This is a genomic window from Trinickia sp. Z7 (assembly GCF_056498045.1).
On the sequence record NZ_JAUEQW010000002.1, the window covers coordinates 421,767 to 439,617 of the forward strand.

Genomic DNA, 17,851 nt, shown 5'->3' on the forward strand with positions numbered 1-17,851 from the left:
CCTTACGATTGCGTATGCACGAGCCGGCGTAGCTGCCACACGATATAAACGAGCATGATCGCGAACAGCACGACGGCAATCGCAGCCGAATAGCCTTCGCGGTAATACTTGATTGCCTGGTCGTACATGAAATAGGCCAGCACGGTCGAGCTATCGAACGGGCCACCCCCGCTCATCACGGAAATGAGGTCGAAGCTGCGCAGTGCCCCGATGACGGTCAGCACGACGGCCATGAACGTGGCGGGCCGCAGTTGCGGCAAGATCACGTGCCACAGCAACGCGAAGCCGCGCGCGCCTTCCATTCGCGCAGCTTCGACGATCTCGGGATTGATGCCCGTGAGCCCCGTCAAATAGAGAATCATGCAGAAAGGAATCTGCGGCCATAGCGCGGCGAAAATGATCCCGTACGTGACGTAGCGAGGATCGCCCAGCACCGGAACGCCGTGGCCCACGATCAGCTTGAGCAAACCGAACGTGGGATCGTAAAACCACGAGAACACGAGCCCCACCACGACGCCCGGCAATACGAATGGGGCAAAAAAGAGCGACTTCACGAGCCGAATGCCGAACACGCTCTGGTTCGAGTACAGCGCCAGCGCGAGCCCCAATGGCGGCGCAAGCAAAAACAGCACGAGCCACAGCAAATTGTTCTTCAGCGCGACGTAGAACGTATCGGACCCGAATAGCTCGCGGTAATTGCCGAGGCCGGCAAACGTCTTCGCAGTCATCCCGTCCCAATGATGGAAGCTGAGCCAAATGCTGCTCCCGATCGGGTAGACCACGAAGACGGTGAAAAGCGCGAGCCCCGGCAGCAAGAACAGGAGCGCCGCACGCGTGCGCCGGCGGCTGAGCGACAGCGGGTTTTTCGCCGCCGGGCGCGGGGGCCGCTGCAGTCCACGTTGGGTAACGGATATCGACATTGATTCAAACTCCGACGTGAATCGCGGAGGGCGAGCCGACGGCATCGCCCTCACGCCCGATGCGGCTACTTCTTGTAGATGCGCTTACGCGTCGCTTCCAAGCGCTGCAGGATCGCGTCGAGCTGCGTCGGATCGGAGAAGAACTGCTGCATGGCTTTCATCCCTTCGTCGGCCATCTCCTTGGTCATGTCTCGATCGTAAAACTGCGCAATGCCGCCCGTCGTGCCCGACAGCGTCTTGAAGCCAACCTTCGAAATCGGATCCTGCGGTTCGGCCGCCTCGTTGTTCGACGGCAATTGGCCCCATCCTTTCGCGAGCTCGCCATTGATTTGCGCGGTGCCCATGAAAGCCAGCAGACGCCGTGCGTCGGCCTTGTTTTTCGCCTTGGCCGGCACGATCAGAACATTGACGGGCCCATCCTCGGCCACCGGAACCGACGCATCGACGATCGGAAAGCGGAAGTAACCCATGTCATTGCGCGTTGCCGCGGGCAAACCGGCCGAGAAGAACGTGCCCATCAACATCATGGCCGCTTGGCCATTCACGAGCAGCGGGCTGATCGAATCGACGTCGTATGACAGCGCGTTATCGATGAAGTACTTGTCGTCGATCAGCGTCTTCCACGCCTCGTAGACATGCTTCACGCGCGGATCGGTGTAAGCGACATCACCCGCCATGAGTTGCTGATGAAAGTCGTAGCCGTTGACGCGCAAGTCGAGATAGTCGAACCAAGCGGCCAACGTCCAAGCATCGCGTGCGGGCACGGCGATCGGTGCGATACCGGCGGCCTTCAGCTTCTTGCAGTCGTTCAAGAATTGCGCCCACGTGGTGGGCTCGGTAGCAATTCCGGCCTTCTGAAATAGATCTTTACGGTAGAAGAACCCGTATGCATCGGTACCCAGCGGCAAACTGTATTGCTTACCCGCATAGGTCGACGACGACTTCACCGAGGCGTAGGCCCGATTCCACCCGTTCTTTTGCCAATCGCTCGTCAAATCCTCCAGCAAGCCGCGCTTGGCGAAATAGGCCATGCGCTCGCCGTTGTGCCAGCTCAGCATATCGGGCGGATCGGTCGCGAGCCAACCCGACAATTGCACCTTATAAGCTTCCTCGCCGACGTAGCTCACCTTCAGGTCCACATCGGGATTGGCCTTCTTGAACTGATCGAACGCGTTTTGCCAAGTGGCGCGCTGATTACCGCGCGCCGAGACCGTAACGTTCAACGTGCCCGCCCACGCCGTCGATGCCGCGGCAAGCGTCGCGCAGGTCAGGCAAGCCAGCGCGAGCGTACGAACCTGTAGTTTCATGAATGTCTCCTTCTGTCGGTCTTTGGTATCGGCGTAATGCCGGTCTACTGCACGGTGGTATACGCAGCCGCAACGTCCGCCCGGTGGAACGCGATCGCCGCGCCTCGTTCGTCGAACAGATGCCATGCGCTATGGGACACATAGAATGCTTGCCGATCGCCGGGTCGAAGCCGTGATGCACACCGACCTCGCTTCCGGGAAACGGCCATCGAGCGGGATGCGCGCAAGGCATCCGGCAATTTAAGCGCTTAAATTCCTGTCGCCAAAACACCTCGTTGCTCGTACCATGTCGTCTCCAATGGCATGACCGCTGTCGTCGCGATCGTCGTGAAATGGAACTTAGCGCGAGCGGGTTCGGTTGTGCAACTTTTGGGCACCCATCTCAGCATTTGAACAAACCATCACCGGGCGCCTCGATGCGCCCGTGCAAAGGCAATGAAGCCGGGGAGACGACGAGTGGTCACGCTTGCCGAAGTCGCGCGACGCGCGAAGGTCACGGGTGCAACGGTTTCGAACGTGTTGCGCAACCCTCAAAAGGTGAAACCGGAGACCGTCGAACGCGTCATGGCAGCCATCCGCGAATTGGGCTATCGACCCAACTTGACGGCGCGCGCGCTCGCGCGAGGTCGCACGTCCACGCTCGCGTTGATGCTCTCCAATATCACGAACCCATTTTACCCGGAGTTCGTGCTCGCCGCGGAGCGCGAGGCGCGCAAGCGCGGCCACTTCCTGCTCGTGTGCAACACCGACGACGACCCGGCCATCACGCGCGCGTATCTGGAGCAAATCGCAGGCTCGCTCGCCTCGGGCGTCATCGTCATGAACACCGACCTGAGCGAGCGCGAACTGACGGAGATTGCGAGCAGAGGCATCGCCGTCGTCTTGTGCATGTGGGAGCACGTGCAGCCGTCGCGTGCCCTGCCCTGCGTCACGATCGACTTCGCGGCCGCAGGCGCGCTCGCCGCGACACATCTTTCGTCGCTCGGGCATCGCAAGTTCGGCGCACTCGTCGGAGCGGGTTCGGGCGGCCCGCAAACGATCCGTCTCGACGGCTTCGCAAGCGCGCTCGCGGCCCAAGGTCATGCGGATAAAGCACTCGCCGTGGTTCAAGCGCGCGACTCGATCGAAAGCGGATATGAAGCCGCAATCGGCCTGCTGCGCGAGAAACCCGCGCTCACTTGCATCTTCGCGACGAACGACCTGATGGCGATCGGCGCCATGCAGGCGGCGGCCGATCTCGGCAAACGCGTGCCCGACGACATATCGGTCATCGGGCTCACCGACATCGAGCTCGCGCATCAGTTTCGCCCCGCATTGACGACCGTCCGGCTGCCGACCGCCGAAATCGCCGCGCGCTCGATCGCCCTCACGTTGGAAATGATCGAAGGCGGTGCGCCGGCCCAGGACATCTATGTCGTTCGCTCGCCCGAACTGATCGTACGGGCGTCGACGGGCCGCGCGCCGTCGCGGCGGCGCCGCGCATGACGTTCGCGCCGACGCTTGCCAGTTCTTCAACCCTGGCTATACTTCGAATACCTGATGGTTCACATATTGGTTTTTACCCGGTTCGACGAAACGTCGCCGCGCGAGACACAGTCATTGCCGCGATAACACAAACGATTTTCAGCAACGCGAAAGCGGTCCAGCCCTGGTGGCGGGCCGCAATGAACTGCCGACACGCTGACCGACGCCGGGCTGCCGTGTCGTATTTCCCGAATTCGACGTTCAGCGGCAAGCAATATCCGCTGGACCGCAACCGAGGAGGCGCGCATGGCAGAGCAGTTTGAGCAACGTGAGTCGCTCGCATTGATGCACCAAATGGGGTTGAACAGCGGGGCAATCGAGCGCCGCAGGGAGATCGTCGGCCTTGCGGCGGCCGATCTGGCGCGGATAGCCACGATCAAAGACCTCGTTCTGCGCAGGGCCGACGATTATTGCGCCACGTTCTTCGATTCCCTCGCCAGCTTCGCCGAGGCCCGTCCGTTGCTTCACAACACCGCGCTGTTCGATCGAGCGAGGCGCCTCAAGCTCGATCACCTGCGGGCGCTAGCCTCGGGCGAATACGACACTCAATACGTCGAGCAGCGCATCGAGCTCGGCTTGCTGTATGCGGCTGCCGGCCTCGACAACCGCACGTTCTTGGGCGCCTTCCTGGCTCTGGTCAAGCAGATCGGCTCGGACATCATGCAGCATGCCGATTTGTCGCCCCCTGACGCATTCGAAGCCTTCATGTCGTTGCAGAAAGTGGTCTTTTTCGATATCGGCCTCATCGTCGATGTGCTCGTGGCGCAACGCGAGCGCGTCATTCGCCAGCAGCAGGAGGCCATCAGAGAACTTTCGACGCCCGTGTTGCAACTGCGCGACCGTCTGTTGCTGTTGCCGATCATCGGTGTGATCGATACCTACCGTGCGCGCCTCATCACCGAGAACCTGCTGGAATCGATTCGAGCGAACCGCGCCAAAGTGGTCGTCATGGATGTAACGGGTGTCGCCACGATCGACTCGCGCGTCGCCAACCATATCCTGCAAACCGTGACTGCCGCCCGCCTCATGGGCGCGCGAGTCATCGTGAGCGGCATCTCGGCGCCCGTGGCCCAGTCGCTCGTGTCGCTGGGCATCGAATTGGGCGGCCTCGATGCCGTAAGCGACCTGCAAGGCGGCATCGAAGTGGCCGAGCGCAATCTAGGCTATCGCGTCACGCAAGGGGAACCGATCGACGCGCGCGTCAATGGAGTGAATTGATACCGTGTCCGTTCCTATTCTCAAGCAAGGCGACGTACTGATCGCGTCGATTCAGTCGGCCCTCACGGATCAAGACCTCATCGAACTGCGCGAGAATTTCGCCGAGAAGATCGGCCGCTTTCGCACCCGCGGCGTGATCATCGACGTAACGGCGCTCGACGTGCTCGATTCGTTCGCCACGCGCACCTTGCGCGGCATCGCCTATGTCGCCAAGCTGCGCGGCGCTACCACGGTCGTCGTCGGCATCCAGCCCGAAGTCGCCTTCGCCATGGTGCAGCTCGGGCTGTCGCTGGAGGGCATTGCGACGGCGCTCGATCTCGAAGAAGGCCTCGACTTCCTAGGCAAAACCGCGCGCAGGAGCCTGGGCCATGCCGGCTGAAATTCGCGTGCCGATCGAGCGCGAGGAAGACGTCGTCATCGCGCGCCAAAAAGGCCGCGAATTGGGCGCCGAAATCGGCTTCTCGAACACGGACCGCACCATCATCGCGCTGGCCATTTCGGAGATCGCGCGCAACATCATCAGCTATGCGCGCCGCGGCGAAATCGTAATGTGCCGGATCGACGACGGCGTGCGCGTGGGCATCTCCATCGTCGCCGAGGACGAAGGGCCCGGCATCGCCGATATCGAACTCGCGATGCGCGACGGCTACTCCACGGCGAAAAGTCTGGGGGTGGGGCTACCGGGCACGAAGCGAATCATGGACGAGTTCGCGCTGACGTCGGTCGTCGGCAAGGGCACGACCGTCAAAATGAAAAGGTGGCTGCGATGATCGATCCCGCCGCCTCGCCAGCGTCGATCATCGAATGGGGCTGGGCCGGCCGCGCACTGGAGGAGCCGTCCGGCGACATGCATGCGGTCGTCGAGCACGAAGACGGCGCGCTGGTGGCGCTGCTCGACGGTTTGGGGCACGGCGTCGAAGCGGCCACGGCCGTGCGCGCAGCGATTCCCGTTCTCGAGGCGCACGACGGTGCATCGGTCGTGCTGCTCGTGCAGCAATGCCATGAAGCGATGCGCAAAACGCGCGGCGCGGCGATGACCGTTGCATGGTTCGATGCGAGGGACGCGTCGATGACCTGGACCGGCGTCGGCAATGTCGACGGCGTCCTGATCCGCGCGGCGAGATCGGCGCAAAGCCGCGAAGCCATTTCGACGCGCGGCGGCGTCGTGGGTTATCGCTTGCCGCCGCTGCGCGCGACGCGGCATGAGGTGTCGAGCGGCGACCTGCTCGTCATGGCGACCGACGGCATTCGAAGCACCTTCAGCACCGGCATCGTGACGCAATTCACCCCTCAGGAAATCGCCGAATCGATCCTGGTCCGATATGCGAAAGGCACCGACGACGCACACGTGTTGGTCGCGCGCTATCTCGGGGCTGGTCCATGACCACGCGCCTCGGGGCGCTGAGCGCCGCGTATCTTTCCGGCCTTCGCTCGTACTTGGAGGCAGCAAGCGAGACGGGGCTCGCTCACGCCTATGAACTCGGCCGGCAGGCGATGGCCGACGGGCTGGGGCTGCTCGACATCGCCGAATTGCATCGGACCGCGCTCGACACGGTGGTGCTGCCTGCCACGCCCGCCGACCGCGGACATCTGCTCGACGCAGCGACGGCGTTTTTCAACGAGTTGCTCGCGCCGTTCGAGCTCTCCATAGAAGGCTATCGCGCCGCATTGACCGCCAGCGAGGAACGATTTCATCTTGCCGTGAGCGGCGCGATGGCCGGATTGTGGGACTGGAATCCGCAAACGGACGAGATCTATTTCTCGCCGCAGTTCAAGCGAATCATGGGGTACGAGGATGGCGAGTTGCCCAACAAACGCGAGGCGCATTTCGACGCCATTCATACCGGCGACCGGGATCGTGTCGCGCAAAGAATGAAGTCCCACCTGGAAGATCGGGTCGCTTACGATATCGAGTATCGGGTCATCGCCAAATCGGGTGAAGTGCGCTGGGTGCATTCGCGCGGCCAGGCGCTATGGAACGCATCGGGCACGCCCTATCGCATGGTCGGCTGGATCCTGGATGTCACCGACCGCAAGCGTGACGAAGAAGCGCTGCGCACGTCGCAGGAAGAAATGCGCCGCCTGTCGGCGCATATCCAGCAGGTACGCGAGCAAGAGAAAGCACGAATCGCGCGGGAGCTCCATGACGATCTGGGGCAGCAGCTGACCGCGCTCAAAATGGCCACCTCGTTGTTGGAACACCCCGGAGAGAATGGTCGCGCCCGAACCGATCAGCGCGCGTTGAACGGCCTCTATGCGATGATCGACAACCTCGTGCAATCGGTGCGGCATATCGCGGCGGACTTGCATCCGGTCATCCTGGACGATCTGGGATTGATTCCGGCGATCGAGAGCCTGGTCGACGAGTTTTCCGCGCGCTACGGCATTCGCGTGATCCGGCATCTCGATGCCGACGCGATCTCATTCAATCGCGAATGCAGAATCGACATGTTTCGCATGGTGCAGGAAGCGCTGACGAACGTCGCGCGTCACTCGGGCGCGACCGAAGTCGTATTGGATATCGAGCGCGTCGATCCGCACTGCATCGTGCGTATCGTGGATAACGGTCGCGGGGCCGCGCAGCAAGGCGCGAAGGGGCGCCATTCGTTCGGGCTGCTCGGCATGCGCGAGCGCGCCGCATTGCTCGGCGGCGAGATCCGCATCAGCACCGCACCCGGCAAAGGATTCGCGCTCACCGCCCTCTTGCTGCTCGCGTCGATCGAAGCGAAGCCCGCGCCTTAATCGTCGGCCGGATCGGTTTTATCCCATTGGATGAGCGTGATCGTTACGCCGCGGCCGGGCGCCGACTCGATTTCGAACTCGTCGACCAAGCGTTGCGCGCCGGATAGGCCCAATCCAAGGCTTCCCTTGGTCGAGTACCCGTCTTGCATCGCCAGCGCGATATCGGCGATGCCCGGGCCTTGATCGCGCGCCACGACTTCGATGCCGCGCCGTTGCCCGTCGGCAAGCGGACGAAAGCAAAGCTCGCCTCGTCCGGCATGCACGACCATGTTTCGCGCGATTTCGGACACGGCGGTAGCCAGCGCTACCGCTTTTTCCTCGCTGAATCCTTCTCTCGCGGCCAAATCGCGCACGCGCTGGCGCGCCCAGTCCACGTCCGAAGGTTCGCTCACGAACACGTCGACGCGTTCGCCGATTGCGCGCCGCTCGTTCATCTCACGTTCGATCGTAGAGGTTGCAGCCTGTTGCGAGAGGCCATGAGCTATCGCTCCTGGGAATCGAATCAGTATCGTAGACGATCGCCCGGCGCTTTGCGCCATATGCCGCGCTCATTGCGATCCCGAGACAGCCCGCATAGCGCGCGTGCGCGCCGCCGCAAACATCTCGCGCAACCGTTGCCGCTCGTCGTCCGTCAGATGATCCGCCTGCGCCGGCATGACGAGCGCCAGGTGCAGCGTCAAGTCGCCGCGCACGCCTTTGCGATCCGTGAGGCCTTGGCCGCGCAAACGAACGGCGCTGCCAGGTCGAGCGTTCGGCGCAATGTTCACCTGCAACGCACGGCCCAGCACCTGTGCTTCCACGACGCCGCCGAGCACCGCCGTGACGAAGTCGACCTCGATGTCGCAGGCGATATTCAAACCGTCGCGCCTGAACGCAGCGCTGCATACGATCACGACGGAGAAAATCGCGTCGCCCGGCGCACCGCCGTACGCCCCGGCATAACCGCCGCCTTCGACGACGTAACGCTGGCCATCCCATGCCCCGGGTGAAATCTTCACCGTTCGCATCTTGCGCTGGGCCGCGACGCGCGCGCCGCGACAGAGCGGACAACGATGGCTGGCGTGCCCTTGACAGTGCAAGCACGGTCCCTTCGTCATGTAGGTCGCCTCCACCTCGCCCCCGTGGATAGCGGCTTCGAGCGGCACGAACAGTTCCGCCATGCAATCTGCGCCGCGCATCGGCGCTCGGCTGCGCGGTTCCGGCGGCGAGGCATCCCTTTCGTTCTCTCGCGCCGGTGGCGGGCTGGGATGGGCGCTGGACACCGGCGCCTTGCGCTCGCCGATCAGAATTTCGAACGCTTCCTGGATACGCTTGAATACGGGCTCGACGCTCGCTTCCCGGCCCTTGTTGCGGTCCGGGTGGTACTTCGCCCTGAGCCGCCGGTAGGCGCGCTTGATCTCCACGGGCGACGCCGTACTCGGCAGCTCGAGCCGCCTGTAATATTGGTCGAGGCTCACGCGCTCTCCCCGATGCATTTCAAGATGCGTAAGTCTAGCAAGAAGCGGCGACTTCCCCGGCAGTGTCCGGTCTTGCGTCCCACGCGCGATCGCGCGCGGCGCAGCGGCCGATAGCGCGCGGCTCGGTTCGAGGGCCGAAGCAACGGCGTACTATGTCGTCATCCCGAGCCACGAGCCCGGGCTGACAATGCGATCGATCGATTCCATACCAGGAGGAGGTGCATCATGCTGATCGGCGTTCCCAAGGAGATCAAAAACCAAGAGTACCGGGTGGGCCTTACCCCGGCCGGGACACGAGAACTCGTAGGCCGCGGGCACGAAGTCATCGTTCAAGCAGATGCCGGTTTGGCCGTCGGCTTGCCCGACGACGCATACACGGCGGCAGGCGCCTCCATATGCGGCGACGCACAAGAAGTCTACGCACGCGCCGATATGATCATCAAGGTCAAAGAGCCGCAAGCCGTCGAAAGAGCGATGCTGCGCCAAGGACAGATCCTTTACGCCTATCTGCACCTCGCGCCCGATCGCGAACAGGCCACCGACCTGCTCGAATCGGGCGCCGTGTGCGTCGCCTACGAGACGATTACCGGCCCCGGTGGCGGCTTGCCCTTGCTCGCGCCCATGAGCGAAGTGGCGGGACGCATGTCGATTCAGGTTGCTGCGGCGCATCTGGAGAAGCCGCATGGCGGCATGGGCTTGCTGCTCGCGGGCGTCCCCGGCGTCGCGCCGGGCCACGTCGTCATCATCGGCGGCGGCACGGTCGGTACGAATGCGCTGCAGATGGCGATCGGTATTGGTGCGCGCGTCACGATTCTCGACACGAACGTCGATCGCCTGCGTCAGCTCGATCTGATCTTCGGCAACCGCATTACGACGCAGTTTTCCAGCGCCAACTCGCTCGAGCGATGCATCGCCAGCGCCGACGCGGTGATCGGCGCGGTGTTGATTCCAGGCGCGACGGCGCCGAAGCTCGTCACCCGCGGCATGATTTCGACCATGAAGAAGGGCGCGGTCGTCGTCGATGTGGCCATCGACCAAGGAGGGTGCTTCGAGACGTCGCACGCTACGACCCATGCGGATCCCACTTATGTCGTGGACGGCGTGATTCACTATTGCGTCGCCAACATGCCGGGCGCCGTGGCGCGCACGTCCACCTTCGCGCTGACCAACGCCACGTTAGGACATGCGCTCGCGCTCGCCAACAAGGGATGGAAACGAGCGATGGCCGAGGACGAGCACCTGCGAGCGGGGCTGAACGTCTGCGAGGGCCAAGTCACGCATGAGGCCGTGGCGCAGGCGCTCGGGCGGCCCTACGTCAGCGCGGACGACTTGCTCGCCTAAGGTAGGGACGCACCCGGCACAACGGAACCCATCCGCGGGAGCGTTCGCCATCGAACCGGGCGCTCCATTTCACGCCTTGCACATCGTGCCGAAAGCCCCTGCCCGAGATCGATCGTCGGACGATCCGCGTCCCACCCCGCCGAAGCGGCCGACGCAAGACGATTGCTGCCATAGCGGCTGCTCGCCCTGCGTGTTCGAGCTCTACGAAGAAGCGCTGGATCGGTACGAAGCCGCGCTCGCCCTTTGGGAAGAGCGTCGGGCCATGCGGCGCAAAGCTCGCTGACAAGGGCACGCACACCCTCTTCGACTTCCCGGCTTGCGGCCCGGCCACGCATGCGTGTAGTACGATCACGCCATCTGTGGCACCACGTTTGAGCCCGCGCCCGTCAAACTTCGACCGAATCGCCATGCCTTCCACCGTCCGCAATTCGCTCCTCTGGATTCTCGAGGCGTTCGAGCACGAACCGACATTCGTTCATAAGCGCATGTTCGCCGCGGACGCCGCCTATATCGACGCTCGCCTATGCATCACCGCAGGCGCTGGCGACGAACCATGGAACGGGCTGCTGGTGTGCACGTCGCATGAACATCATGCGGCGCTCATCGACGACATGCCGGGTTTGAAGCCGCATCCGGTGCTTGGCAAATGGCTGTACGTCTCGCAGCGCGACCCGGCCTTCGAATCGATCGTCGCGCAAGTGACGGCGCGGGTGCTAGCGCGAGATCCGCGCATCGGCGTGGAGCCCAAACCGAGGAAAAGCCGGCGCGCGTCGCCATTGCCGAGGAAGTCGCAGGGCAAGTCGTAGGGGCCTCGCTTTCATCGCGCGGCTGCGAAGCAATCCATCACGCCACGCGCTCACACCATCCCATCGTCGAAGGAACACCATGAGCGAACACCACATCGTGCGCTGCACGTTCGAGCGCCACGCCAGCGCCATTCTCGACATCTTCAACGAGGCCATCGTCAATTCGACGGCGCTTTACGACTACAAGCCGCGCACGCCGCAAAACATGGTCGCTTGGTTCGATGCGAAGCAAAGCGGCGGCTTTCCGGTGATCGGCGTGGAGGACAGCGGCGGGAAGCTGATGGGCTTCGGCAGCTACGGTACGTTTCGAGCATGGCCGGCGTACAAATACACCGTGGAACATTCGGTGTACGTCGAGAAGGATTACCGCGGTCAAGGCCTGGGCCGCGTGCTGATGCAAGCGCTGATTGCAGCGGCGCGGCACGCCGACCTCCATGCGATGATCGGCGGTATCGATGCCGCGAACCACGGCAGCATCGCGCTGCACGAGCGGCTCGGATTCAAGCACGTGGGCACCTTGCCGCAGGTCGGATTCAAGTTCGGGCGCTGGCTCGATTTGGCGTTCTATCAATTGATCTTGGAAACGCCCGAGCATCCGGTCGATGGTTGAGGCGGCCGGTCCCGAGAGTCGCGTGCGGTTGTTGCGCATAGCCGATACGCAACGCAAGTGCCCGCGGCCGCGCGATTACTTCACGCCCGCCGGCCGCACGTTCGACGACATGCGTTTCTCCCAGCCCTGCAAGATGCGCTTCTCCAGAGCGTCGTATCCCCCGCCGAAGTGGTGTCCGCCCGAAGTGCGAATCACCTCTCGCGTGCCGGCAAGATCAGGGCACAACGTGTCGTCTTCGTTTTCGCCGTAGAAGCATTGCACGAGGCTGGCAGGTAGCCGCTCGACTTCCGGCTTCGCCTGCAACGCCTTGTCGCTCGGCGGCATGCCTAGCCAGCCCGTTACGCGGACTTGAAAGTCCGCCGCGCGCGCAAAGCCGAGCAGCGAGACGATAGAGACTTTTTCCCGCAAGTCGTTAGGCAAGCGGTTATACGCGAACGGCATCACGTCCGCGCCAAACGAGTAGCCGATCAGCGCAAAGGAATTCGCATGCCAGCGCGAGCCATATGCACGCAGCACGCGCGCAAGATCGCGGCTCACCTGCTCTGGTTTTTTCTCGCTCCAGAAATAGCGCAAGCTATCCCAACCCACGACCGACACGCCATCTCTCTGCAATTGCTCGCCGATCGTCTTGTCGAGATCGCGCCACCCCCCGTCGCCCGACATCACGATCGCAAGCATGCCGCGCGGGTGGGCCGCCGGTAGTTCGATGAGCGGCAGATCGGAAACGTCTTGCTCGCCTGCCGCGATTGCCTGCAAATGCGGGCGAATCAATGCGGCAAGTTGCTCGGCCCGTGTCGTCGATGCCGCAAACACGCGCATCGGCTTTCCAGTGAACGGCGCCATCAACGCCTTCGCATCTTTGTCGAAATGAAAGCCCGGTGCATCGGCGCCTTCTTTGACGGCCGAGCGCAGCGCCCGTTGCATCGCGTCCATCGCGCTCGGTTGGGTCACGCCGAGCTCGACGAAACCGGGTAATACGCTGCCCCTGCTCACGGTCGGGTCGGGCGGGCATTGATGAAAATCGCTGCGCAACGCTGCATCGGCATCGATGGCTGCGGCGCCCGCGATCGTATTGGCCGGCGCTTGGGCGAGAACATGCAATGCGAGCGTGGCCCCCTGTCCGGTCCCGGCCATGATCGGCGCGAAATAGCGATCCGATTTCAGCTGGCGCTCGAGTTGATGGCTGAGCGCTTCGGCATCGCCGTCGAGATGGCGGCAGTCTCGCCCCGTAGCGGCGAGATTGGCCGCGTAGCGCCCCGTGTCGACCCCAACGGTCAAGGCGCCTTCACGCGCCAGTGCCCGCGCGGCTTGTGCATCCGCGTCCGTCCACCCTTTGCCCGCGGAAAACAGAACGACGAAGCCGCGCATCTCGCCCTGCGGCCATTCGATTGCGACGTCGCCATAACGCCCGCCCGATACGCGGGATTCGGCAGCCTGCGCGCCTACGCAGAAACATACGCCGGCAACGACGACGGCCAGCCGTTTAGCACGGCCGAGTACTGAAGTGAGTTTCATGAACGGCGCCCGCCGGCCAAAATTGAAAGGTCCACCAACGTCACGAGCGCACTGGCCCAGCCGGACACCGCCAAATAACGCGGCTCCCACCGAGGCTGAAATTTGCCCTTGAATGCACGCAGGCCTTGAAAGTTGTAGAAACGCCCGCCGAAGCGCCATACCATCGTCGCCAAGCGGTGAAGCGGCGAGCTGAGCGGCATGGGCTGCACGCCCGAGAACGGCGCGACGCCAAGGCTCAAAGACCGATAGCCGCCGCTCTTCAAATAGAGGGCAAGCTGCACGAACAGATAGTCCATGACGTACGGCGACGCATCGGCCACATGACGCATGACGCCAACCGTCGCTTCGACGTTCAGATCGGTTGTCATGAACGTCGTGAATGCGACGGGCACGCCGTTCTCGCGAACGAGCATCACCGACTGCGCGGCGAGATATGCTTCGCTGAATGCCGCGACGGAGAAGCTCTTCTCGCGCGCCGAACGGCTCTCGAGCCAGCTATCGGAGATGCCGCGCAGAATGTCGAGATGCGCGGGCACGCCGGCCGCATCGATCACCTCGGTCGTGCAACCGTCCCGCTCCGCGCGGCGCAGCGAGTACCGCAAGGCGGCTCGCTTGGGCCCGTTCAGATCGAACCCGTCGAGCGCGAGCTGCGCCTCCTCGCCGAGCTTCATCAACGTCAAGCCCGAGTCCAGATAGAGCGGCAGCGAATCGGCGCGCACCTGATAGAACGCGGCGCGGCCTCCGTGCTGGTGCGCCAGCATGACGAACTTGCGGATCAGTTGCTCCCACTCGCAGCGCGGCCCGACCGGATCGTGAAGTGCGGCCCAGGTACGGCCGTGCTTGGCATACATCAAGAAGGCTTGCCGAGAATCGGAGAACAGGAAGCTCTTGTCGCCCATCATCGCAAGCCCGGCATCGCTGCGCTCCTGCGCGCGAATGATCTGCACCGCATCGGTGAGGTCTTGCGAACTCGGACGCATGAAGCGCCCCGCCGCGGGCCGCAACAGCTGCCACAGCGAAAACGCCGTCGCGACGAGACCCGAGGCGAGCATCGCGCGCAGCGAGCGCGACGCGCGTTCATCGAATGCGAACTGCCACCAGAGATCGTTCTGGTAAGGCACATTGCGATAGGCGAAGAACATGACCCACAGCGCACACATGAGCACGATCGCCACCGAGATCAGCCAGCCGCCGGTGAACGGTTCCGAGAACAGCGCGGCGCGCCGATTGAAATGACGGCGCGTGCTGAGCAGCAGCACCAGCAGCGTCGCCAAGATGCCCGCTTCGACGAAAGCCAATCCTTTGATGACCGAGAGCACGAGGCTCACTGCCGTCAAAGCGACGGCCACCCACCACGCGGCGTCGAGCCGACGCAGCAAGCCTCGAGCGACGAACAGCAATAGCACCCCGAGCACGCCGCTGACCAACTGCGAGCTCTCGAGCGCCCATAGCGGCACGAGCTGGCGCAACACGGCCAGCCGATGCGCCAATGCAGGCGTAGCGCTCGACACGATCAGCATCGCGCCGGTAACGAAGGTGATGAGGCAGAGGAACAACGGCGCGAGACGGCCGATGCGCGCGACCCGGCGCAACGGTAGCCGTGCGCGTAAGGCCCTGCCCTCGTAGCCGGCCAGCACGCCCGCCGATAAGACGAGCGGCAAGCCGAAGTAGACGGCGCGATAGGCGAGAAGCGCGGCCACGAGCGCGGGCGCCGTCACATCGCCGCGCAAAGCGAACACCATCACGGATTCGAAGATGCCGACGCCGCCGGGCGTATGGCCCAAGATGCCGAGCAGCAACGATACCGAGTAGACCGCGAGAAAGCTGATGAAATCCGAGTGCGTGCTGGGCAGAAAGGCCCATAACGCCGCACCCGCACCCAGCACGTCGACGATGCCGAAGATGATCTGTGCGGCCAAATCCGCCCGTGCGGGGATATCGATCGCGATTGCCCGCCACGGCGTTTCGATCCGCTTCGTGCGCGCGCCGCAACAAGCGACGGCCGCAGCCAGCGCGACGAGCACGAGCGCACTGCCCAGGCGCAACGGCCCCGGCGAGACGTGCATCATCGTCGCGAGCAGGTTGGCATCCCAAAGCGCGCCCAACGCGCCGATGGCCAGCAACGCCATGACGAGCGAGACGCTCGTAAAGACCGTGAGGCGGCCGACCTGCGCCGGCGTGACGCCCGCCGCGCCATAAACGCGACAGCGCACCGCACCGCCCGTCAGTGCACCGAACCCTGCGATGTTGCCTAGTGCCGAAGCCGCCGTGGCGCCGATCCAAAGCAGCGCTCGTGGAACCTTGGCTCGAACATGGCGCAATCCGATTTCGTCGCGGGCGACGAGCGCGACGAAACTCAACGCCGTGGCAACGAGCGCGGCCGCCCACTTGTGAGGCGCGATATTGAACAGCTGCCGGCTGACCGAATGATAATTGATGCTCTGGGACATCTCCTGCAGCGCAAACAACAGGAGAATGCAGATGGCCAGCGCCAGCGCGGGCGACAGCAAGCGCTTGATGCCGATGTGCCGCAGCCTCGCGCCAAACGCGACCATGGTCTTCAAACTGCGGTCCCCAATACGTCCGAGCATCTTCTCTGTCGTCGATCGTGCAAGCCGGCAGTTGGGCTCACGGCGGCGGTCGCGCGCCGTTCGACGAGCCCGAGCACCGCCCGCGGCCGACGATCGATCGGTGTAGCAAGTTGTGATCTTTTACAACGCGGGTAGGCGGGTTTCGGTTGACCGACGTTGGGCCGGCGTCCGAAATTTAATGAGGGTCAGAGAAACGGTTTGCCTTCGATCTGCTCGTAGACGAGCGCGCCATCGTCCGCCTCGACCTGCTCGACATAATTGCGCGCGCCGCACATCGGACAGCGGAACAATAACCCCTGCCCTTCATTCTTGATGACGACATCCGATAGCGCCCATTGGGCCTGGCAGCTCTGATTTCTACACGTAAACACTGACGTTCTCCGGCTCGATGCTCATTTCGTTGCGATATGTCGTTTGAATGGTTCAATGCTCGTTGCCGCCTGCCGCGCTCTTGCGTGCACGGCCGGTGCGCGCGCTCGACTTGCGGGCGGTTCTCGCCGGTCGCGTCTGAGCGGCGGCCTCGGCTCCCGGCTCGCCCTCGGCGCTCGCGGGTTCCTTCGAGCCGTTGCCGCCAGCGGTCGGCGCCTTTTTCGCGGCCGCTTTGCGCGTGCGGCGCGGCTTCGCCGTTTCGTGCGTCGGCACTTCCGGCGGCGAGCCTTCCTGTGTCGAGCCTTCGTGCGTCGAGGCTTCGTGCATCGGCGCAGCGCCGCTCGACGCGCTCGGCTCGAGCGGCAGCGCCTCGCTCACCGTGACAGGCTCCGCTGGCGATTGCGCAGTGACGAGCGGCGCGGTTTCGCGCCCTTGCTTGCGCCCACCCTTGCTCCGCTTGCGGCCTTTGTTGTTGGCCGCTTCGCTCGCGACGCCTTCTTCCTGTGCGACGAAAGCGCCCCCCGTCGCGGCCGCTTTTACCGGTTCGGGCGCATCGGCAACGGTTGGGCGATAGACGAAGGCCCCCGATTTGTCGTCGCGCCCCACTTCGAGCAAGCCGCGCGCTTGCGCTTCATCGAGCAAATTGCCGAACGCGCGAAAACCGTAATACGACTCGCTGAAATCCGGCTTGCGACGCTTGATCGCACTTTTGAGCACGGAGGCCCAGATCTTTCCGCTTTCGCCGCGCTCCGATGCGAGCGCATCGAAGGTCTCGACGGCAATGGCGATCGCCTTGGCCTTGCGCCCTTCCATCTCCGCCTTCGGATGCTTGTCTTCATCGGCGACGCGTTTGGCCGCCACGCTCGCTTCGCGCGATTCGCGCTTCGCAGCGGCACGCTGCTGCTCGCGCACGAGATCGTCATAGAAAATGAATTCGTCGCAATTGGCGACGAGCAGATCCGACGTCGAATTCTTGACGCCGACGCCGATCACCTTCTTCGCGTTCTCGCGCAACTTCGAGACGAGCGGCGAAAAATCGGAATCGCCGCTGATGATGACGAAGGTATCGACGTGCGACTTCGTGTAGCAAAGATCGAGCGCATCGACGACGAGCCGAATGTCGGCGGAATTCTTACCCGATTGGCGCACGTGCGGAATTTCGATCAGCTCGAAACTGGCCTCGTGCATCGACGCCTTGAAACCCTTGTAGCGATCCCAATCGCAATAGGCTTTCTTGACGACGATGCTTCCTTTGAGCAGCAGCCGCTCGAGCACCGGCTTGATGTCGAACTTCTCGAATTTCGCGTCGCGCACACCCAGAGCGACGTTCTCGAAGTCGCAGAACAGCGCCATGCTGACGCTATCTTGTGGGGAAGCCATAAATCTCTCCGGCCGATGAGGCGCATGGGTTCATTGATGTTCAATTTGCGCACATGATAGCCGGTTGTGAG

At 63.3% G+C, this 17,851-nt stretch carries 18 protein-coding genes; 10 read left to right on the forward strand and 8 right to left on the reverse strand.

Going from position 1 to position 17,851, the window contains the following annotated elements; all coding sequences use genetic code 11:
* Nucleotides 1-2: 2 nt before the first annotated feature.
* Both QQS38_RS05975 and QQS38_RS05980 read right to left on the reverse strand, forming a co-directional pair.
* Entirely contained in the window at nucleotides 3-920 is a 918-nt protein-coding gene (locus QQS38_RS05975) for a carbohydrate ABC transporter permease (protein ID WP_479644445.1), read from the reverse strand.
* Between the two features lie 65 nt (nucleotides 921-985).
* Nucleotides 986-2,227 carry an ABC transporter substrate-binding protein gene (locus QQS38_RS05980; RefSeq protein ID WP_479644446.1) on the reverse strand — a complete coding sequence of 414 codons (1,242 nt, stop codon included), beginning with the start codon at nucleotides 2,225-2,227 and terminating at the stop codon, nucleotides 986-988.
* 456 nt (nucleotides 2,228-2,683) lie between these two features.
* Here QQS38_RS05980 and QQS38_RS05985 point away from each other — a divergent pair, with 456 nt between their 5' ends.
* From QQS38_RS05985 to QQS38_RS06010, 6 genes are all read left to right on the forward strand, one after another.
* Nucleotides 2,684-3,712: a LacI family DNA-binding transcriptional regulator gene (locus QQS38_RS05985; RefSeq protein WP_479644447.1), complete on the forward strand. Its 1,029-nt coding sequence runs from the start codon at nucleotides 2,684-2,686 to the stop codon at nucleotides 3,710-3,712.
* A 285-nt stretch (nucleotides 3,713-3,997) separates the two neighbouring features.
* Nucleotides 3,998-4,969 (forward strand): protoglobin domain-containing protein, encoded by a 972-nt coding sequence (locus tag QQS38_RS05990; RefSeq protein ID WP_479644448.1) that lies wholly within the window; start codon nucleotides 3,998-4,000, stop codon nucleotides 4,967-4,969.
* Nucleotides 4,970-4,973: 4 nt separating this feature from the next.
* Nucleotides 4,974-5,348 (forward strand): STAS domain-containing protein, encoded by a 375-nt coding sequence (locus tag QQS38_RS05995; protein WP_479644449.1) that lies wholly within the window; start codon nucleotides 4,974-4,976, stop codon nucleotides 5,346-5,348.
* Entirely contained in the window at nucleotides 5,338-5,739 is a 402-nt protein-coding gene (locus QQS38_RS06000; RefSeq protein WP_479644450.1) for an anti-sigma regulatory factor, read from the forward strand. The genes QQS38_RS05995 and QQS38_RS06000 overlap by 11 nt, the downstream gene beginning before the upstream one ends.
* A complete protein-coding gene (locus QQS38_RS06005) occupies nucleotides 5,736-6,353 on the forward strand; it encodes a SpoIIE family protein phosphatase (protein WP_479644451.1) in 618 nt (205 codons plus the stop codon). The genes QQS38_RS06000 and QQS38_RS06005 overlap by 4 nt, the downstream gene beginning before the upstream one ends.
* Nucleotides 6,350-7,711 (forward strand): PAS domain-containing protein, encoded by a 1,362-nt coding sequence (locus tag QQS38_RS06010; protein WP_479644452.1) that lies wholly within the window; start codon nucleotides 6,350-6,352, stop codon nucleotides 7,709-7,711. The genes QQS38_RS06005 and QQS38_RS06010 overlap by 4 nt, the downstream gene beginning before the upstream one ends.
* Here QQS38_RS06010 and QQS38_RS06015 read toward each other — a convergent pair.
* Nucleotides 7,708-8,145, reverse strand: coding sequence for an anti-sigma regulatory factor (locus tag QQS38_RS06015; RefSeq protein WP_479644453.1), 438 nt, complete (start codon nucleotides 8,143-8,145; stop codon nucleotides 7,708-7,710). The two genes, QQS38_RS06010 and QQS38_RS06015, sit on opposite strands and share 4 nt — an antisense overlap.
* Before the next feature lie 114 nt (nucleotides 8,146-8,259).
* Nucleotides 8,260-9,168, reverse strand: coding sequence for a DnaJ C-terminal domain-containing protein (locus QQS38_RS06020; protein WP_479644454.1), 909 nt, complete (start codon nucleotides 9,166-9,168; stop codon nucleotides 8,260-8,262).
* A 225-nt stretch (nucleotides 9,169-9,393) separates the two neighbouring features.
* Here QQS38_RS06020 and ald point away from each other — a divergent pair, with 225 nt between their 5' ends.
* From ald to QQS38_RS06040, 4 genes are all read left to right on the forward strand, one after another.
* Nucleotides 9,394-10,509, forward strand: coding sequence for an alanine dehydrogenase (ald, locus tag QQS38_RS06025; RefSeq protein ID WP_479644455.1), 1,116 nt, complete (start codon nucleotides 9,394-9,396; stop codon nucleotides 10,507-10,509).
* Nucleotides 10,448-10,792 (forward strand): oxidoreductase-like domain-containing protein, encoded by a 345-nt coding sequence (locus QQS38_RS06030; protein WP_479644456.1) that lies wholly within the window; start codon nucleotides 10,448-10,450, stop codon nucleotides 10,790-10,792. The genes ald and QQS38_RS06030 overlap by 62 nt, the downstream gene beginning before the upstream one ends.
* A gap of 124 nt (nucleotides 10,793-10,916) precedes the next feature.
* The gene (locus QQS38_RS06035) at nucleotides 10,917-11,315 is read left to right on the forward strand and encodes a hypothetical protein (RefSeq protein WP_479644457.1); all 399 of its coding nucleotides are present in this window, start codon (nucleotides 10,917-10,919) and stop codon (nucleotides 11,313-11,315) included.
* Between the two features lie 79 nt (nucleotides 11,316-11,394).
* Nucleotides 11,395-11,925, forward strand: coding sequence for an N-acetyltransferase family protein (locus QQS38_RS06040; protein ID WP_479644458.1), 531 nt, complete (start codon nucleotides 11,395-11,397; stop codon nucleotides 11,923-11,925).
* Nucleotides 11,926-12,000: 75 nt separating this feature from the next.
* Here QQS38_RS06040 and QQS38_RS06045 read toward each other — a convergent pair whose 3' ends face one another.
* The 4 genes from QQS38_RS06045 to QQS38_RS06060 form a co-directional block, all read right to left on the reverse strand.
* Nucleotides 12,001-13,440 carry a virulence factor family protein gene (locus QQS38_RS06045; protein WP_479644459.1) on the reverse strand — a complete coding sequence of 480 codons (1,440 nt, stop codon included), beginning with the start codon at nucleotides 13,438-13,440 and terminating at the stop codon, nucleotides 12,001-12,003.
* The gene (gene mprF / locus QQS38_RS06050; RefSeq protein WP_479644544.1) at nucleotides 13,437-15,995 is read right to left on the reverse strand and encodes a bifunctional lysylphosphatidylglycerol flippase/synthetase MprF; all 2,559 of its coding nucleotides are present in this window, start codon (nucleotides 15,993-15,995) and stop codon (nucleotides 13,437-13,439) included. The genes QQS38_RS06045 and mprF overlap by 4 nt, the downstream gene beginning before the upstream one ends.
* Nucleotides 15,996-16,216: 221 nt before the next feature.
* Nucleotides 16,217-16,402 carry a hypothetical protein gene (locus QQS38_RS06055; protein ID WP_479644460.1) on the reverse strand — a complete coding sequence of 62 codons (186 nt, stop codon included), beginning with the start codon at nucleotides 16,400-16,402 and terminating at the stop codon, nucleotides 16,217-16,219.
* Between the two features lie 52 nt (nucleotides 16,403-16,454).
* Entirely contained in the window at nucleotides 16,455-17,780 is a 1,326-nt protein-coding gene (locus tag QQS38_RS06060; RefSeq protein ID WP_479644461.1) for an NYN domain-containing protein, read from the reverse strand.
* Nucleotides 17,781-17,851: the final 71 nt, after the last annotated feature.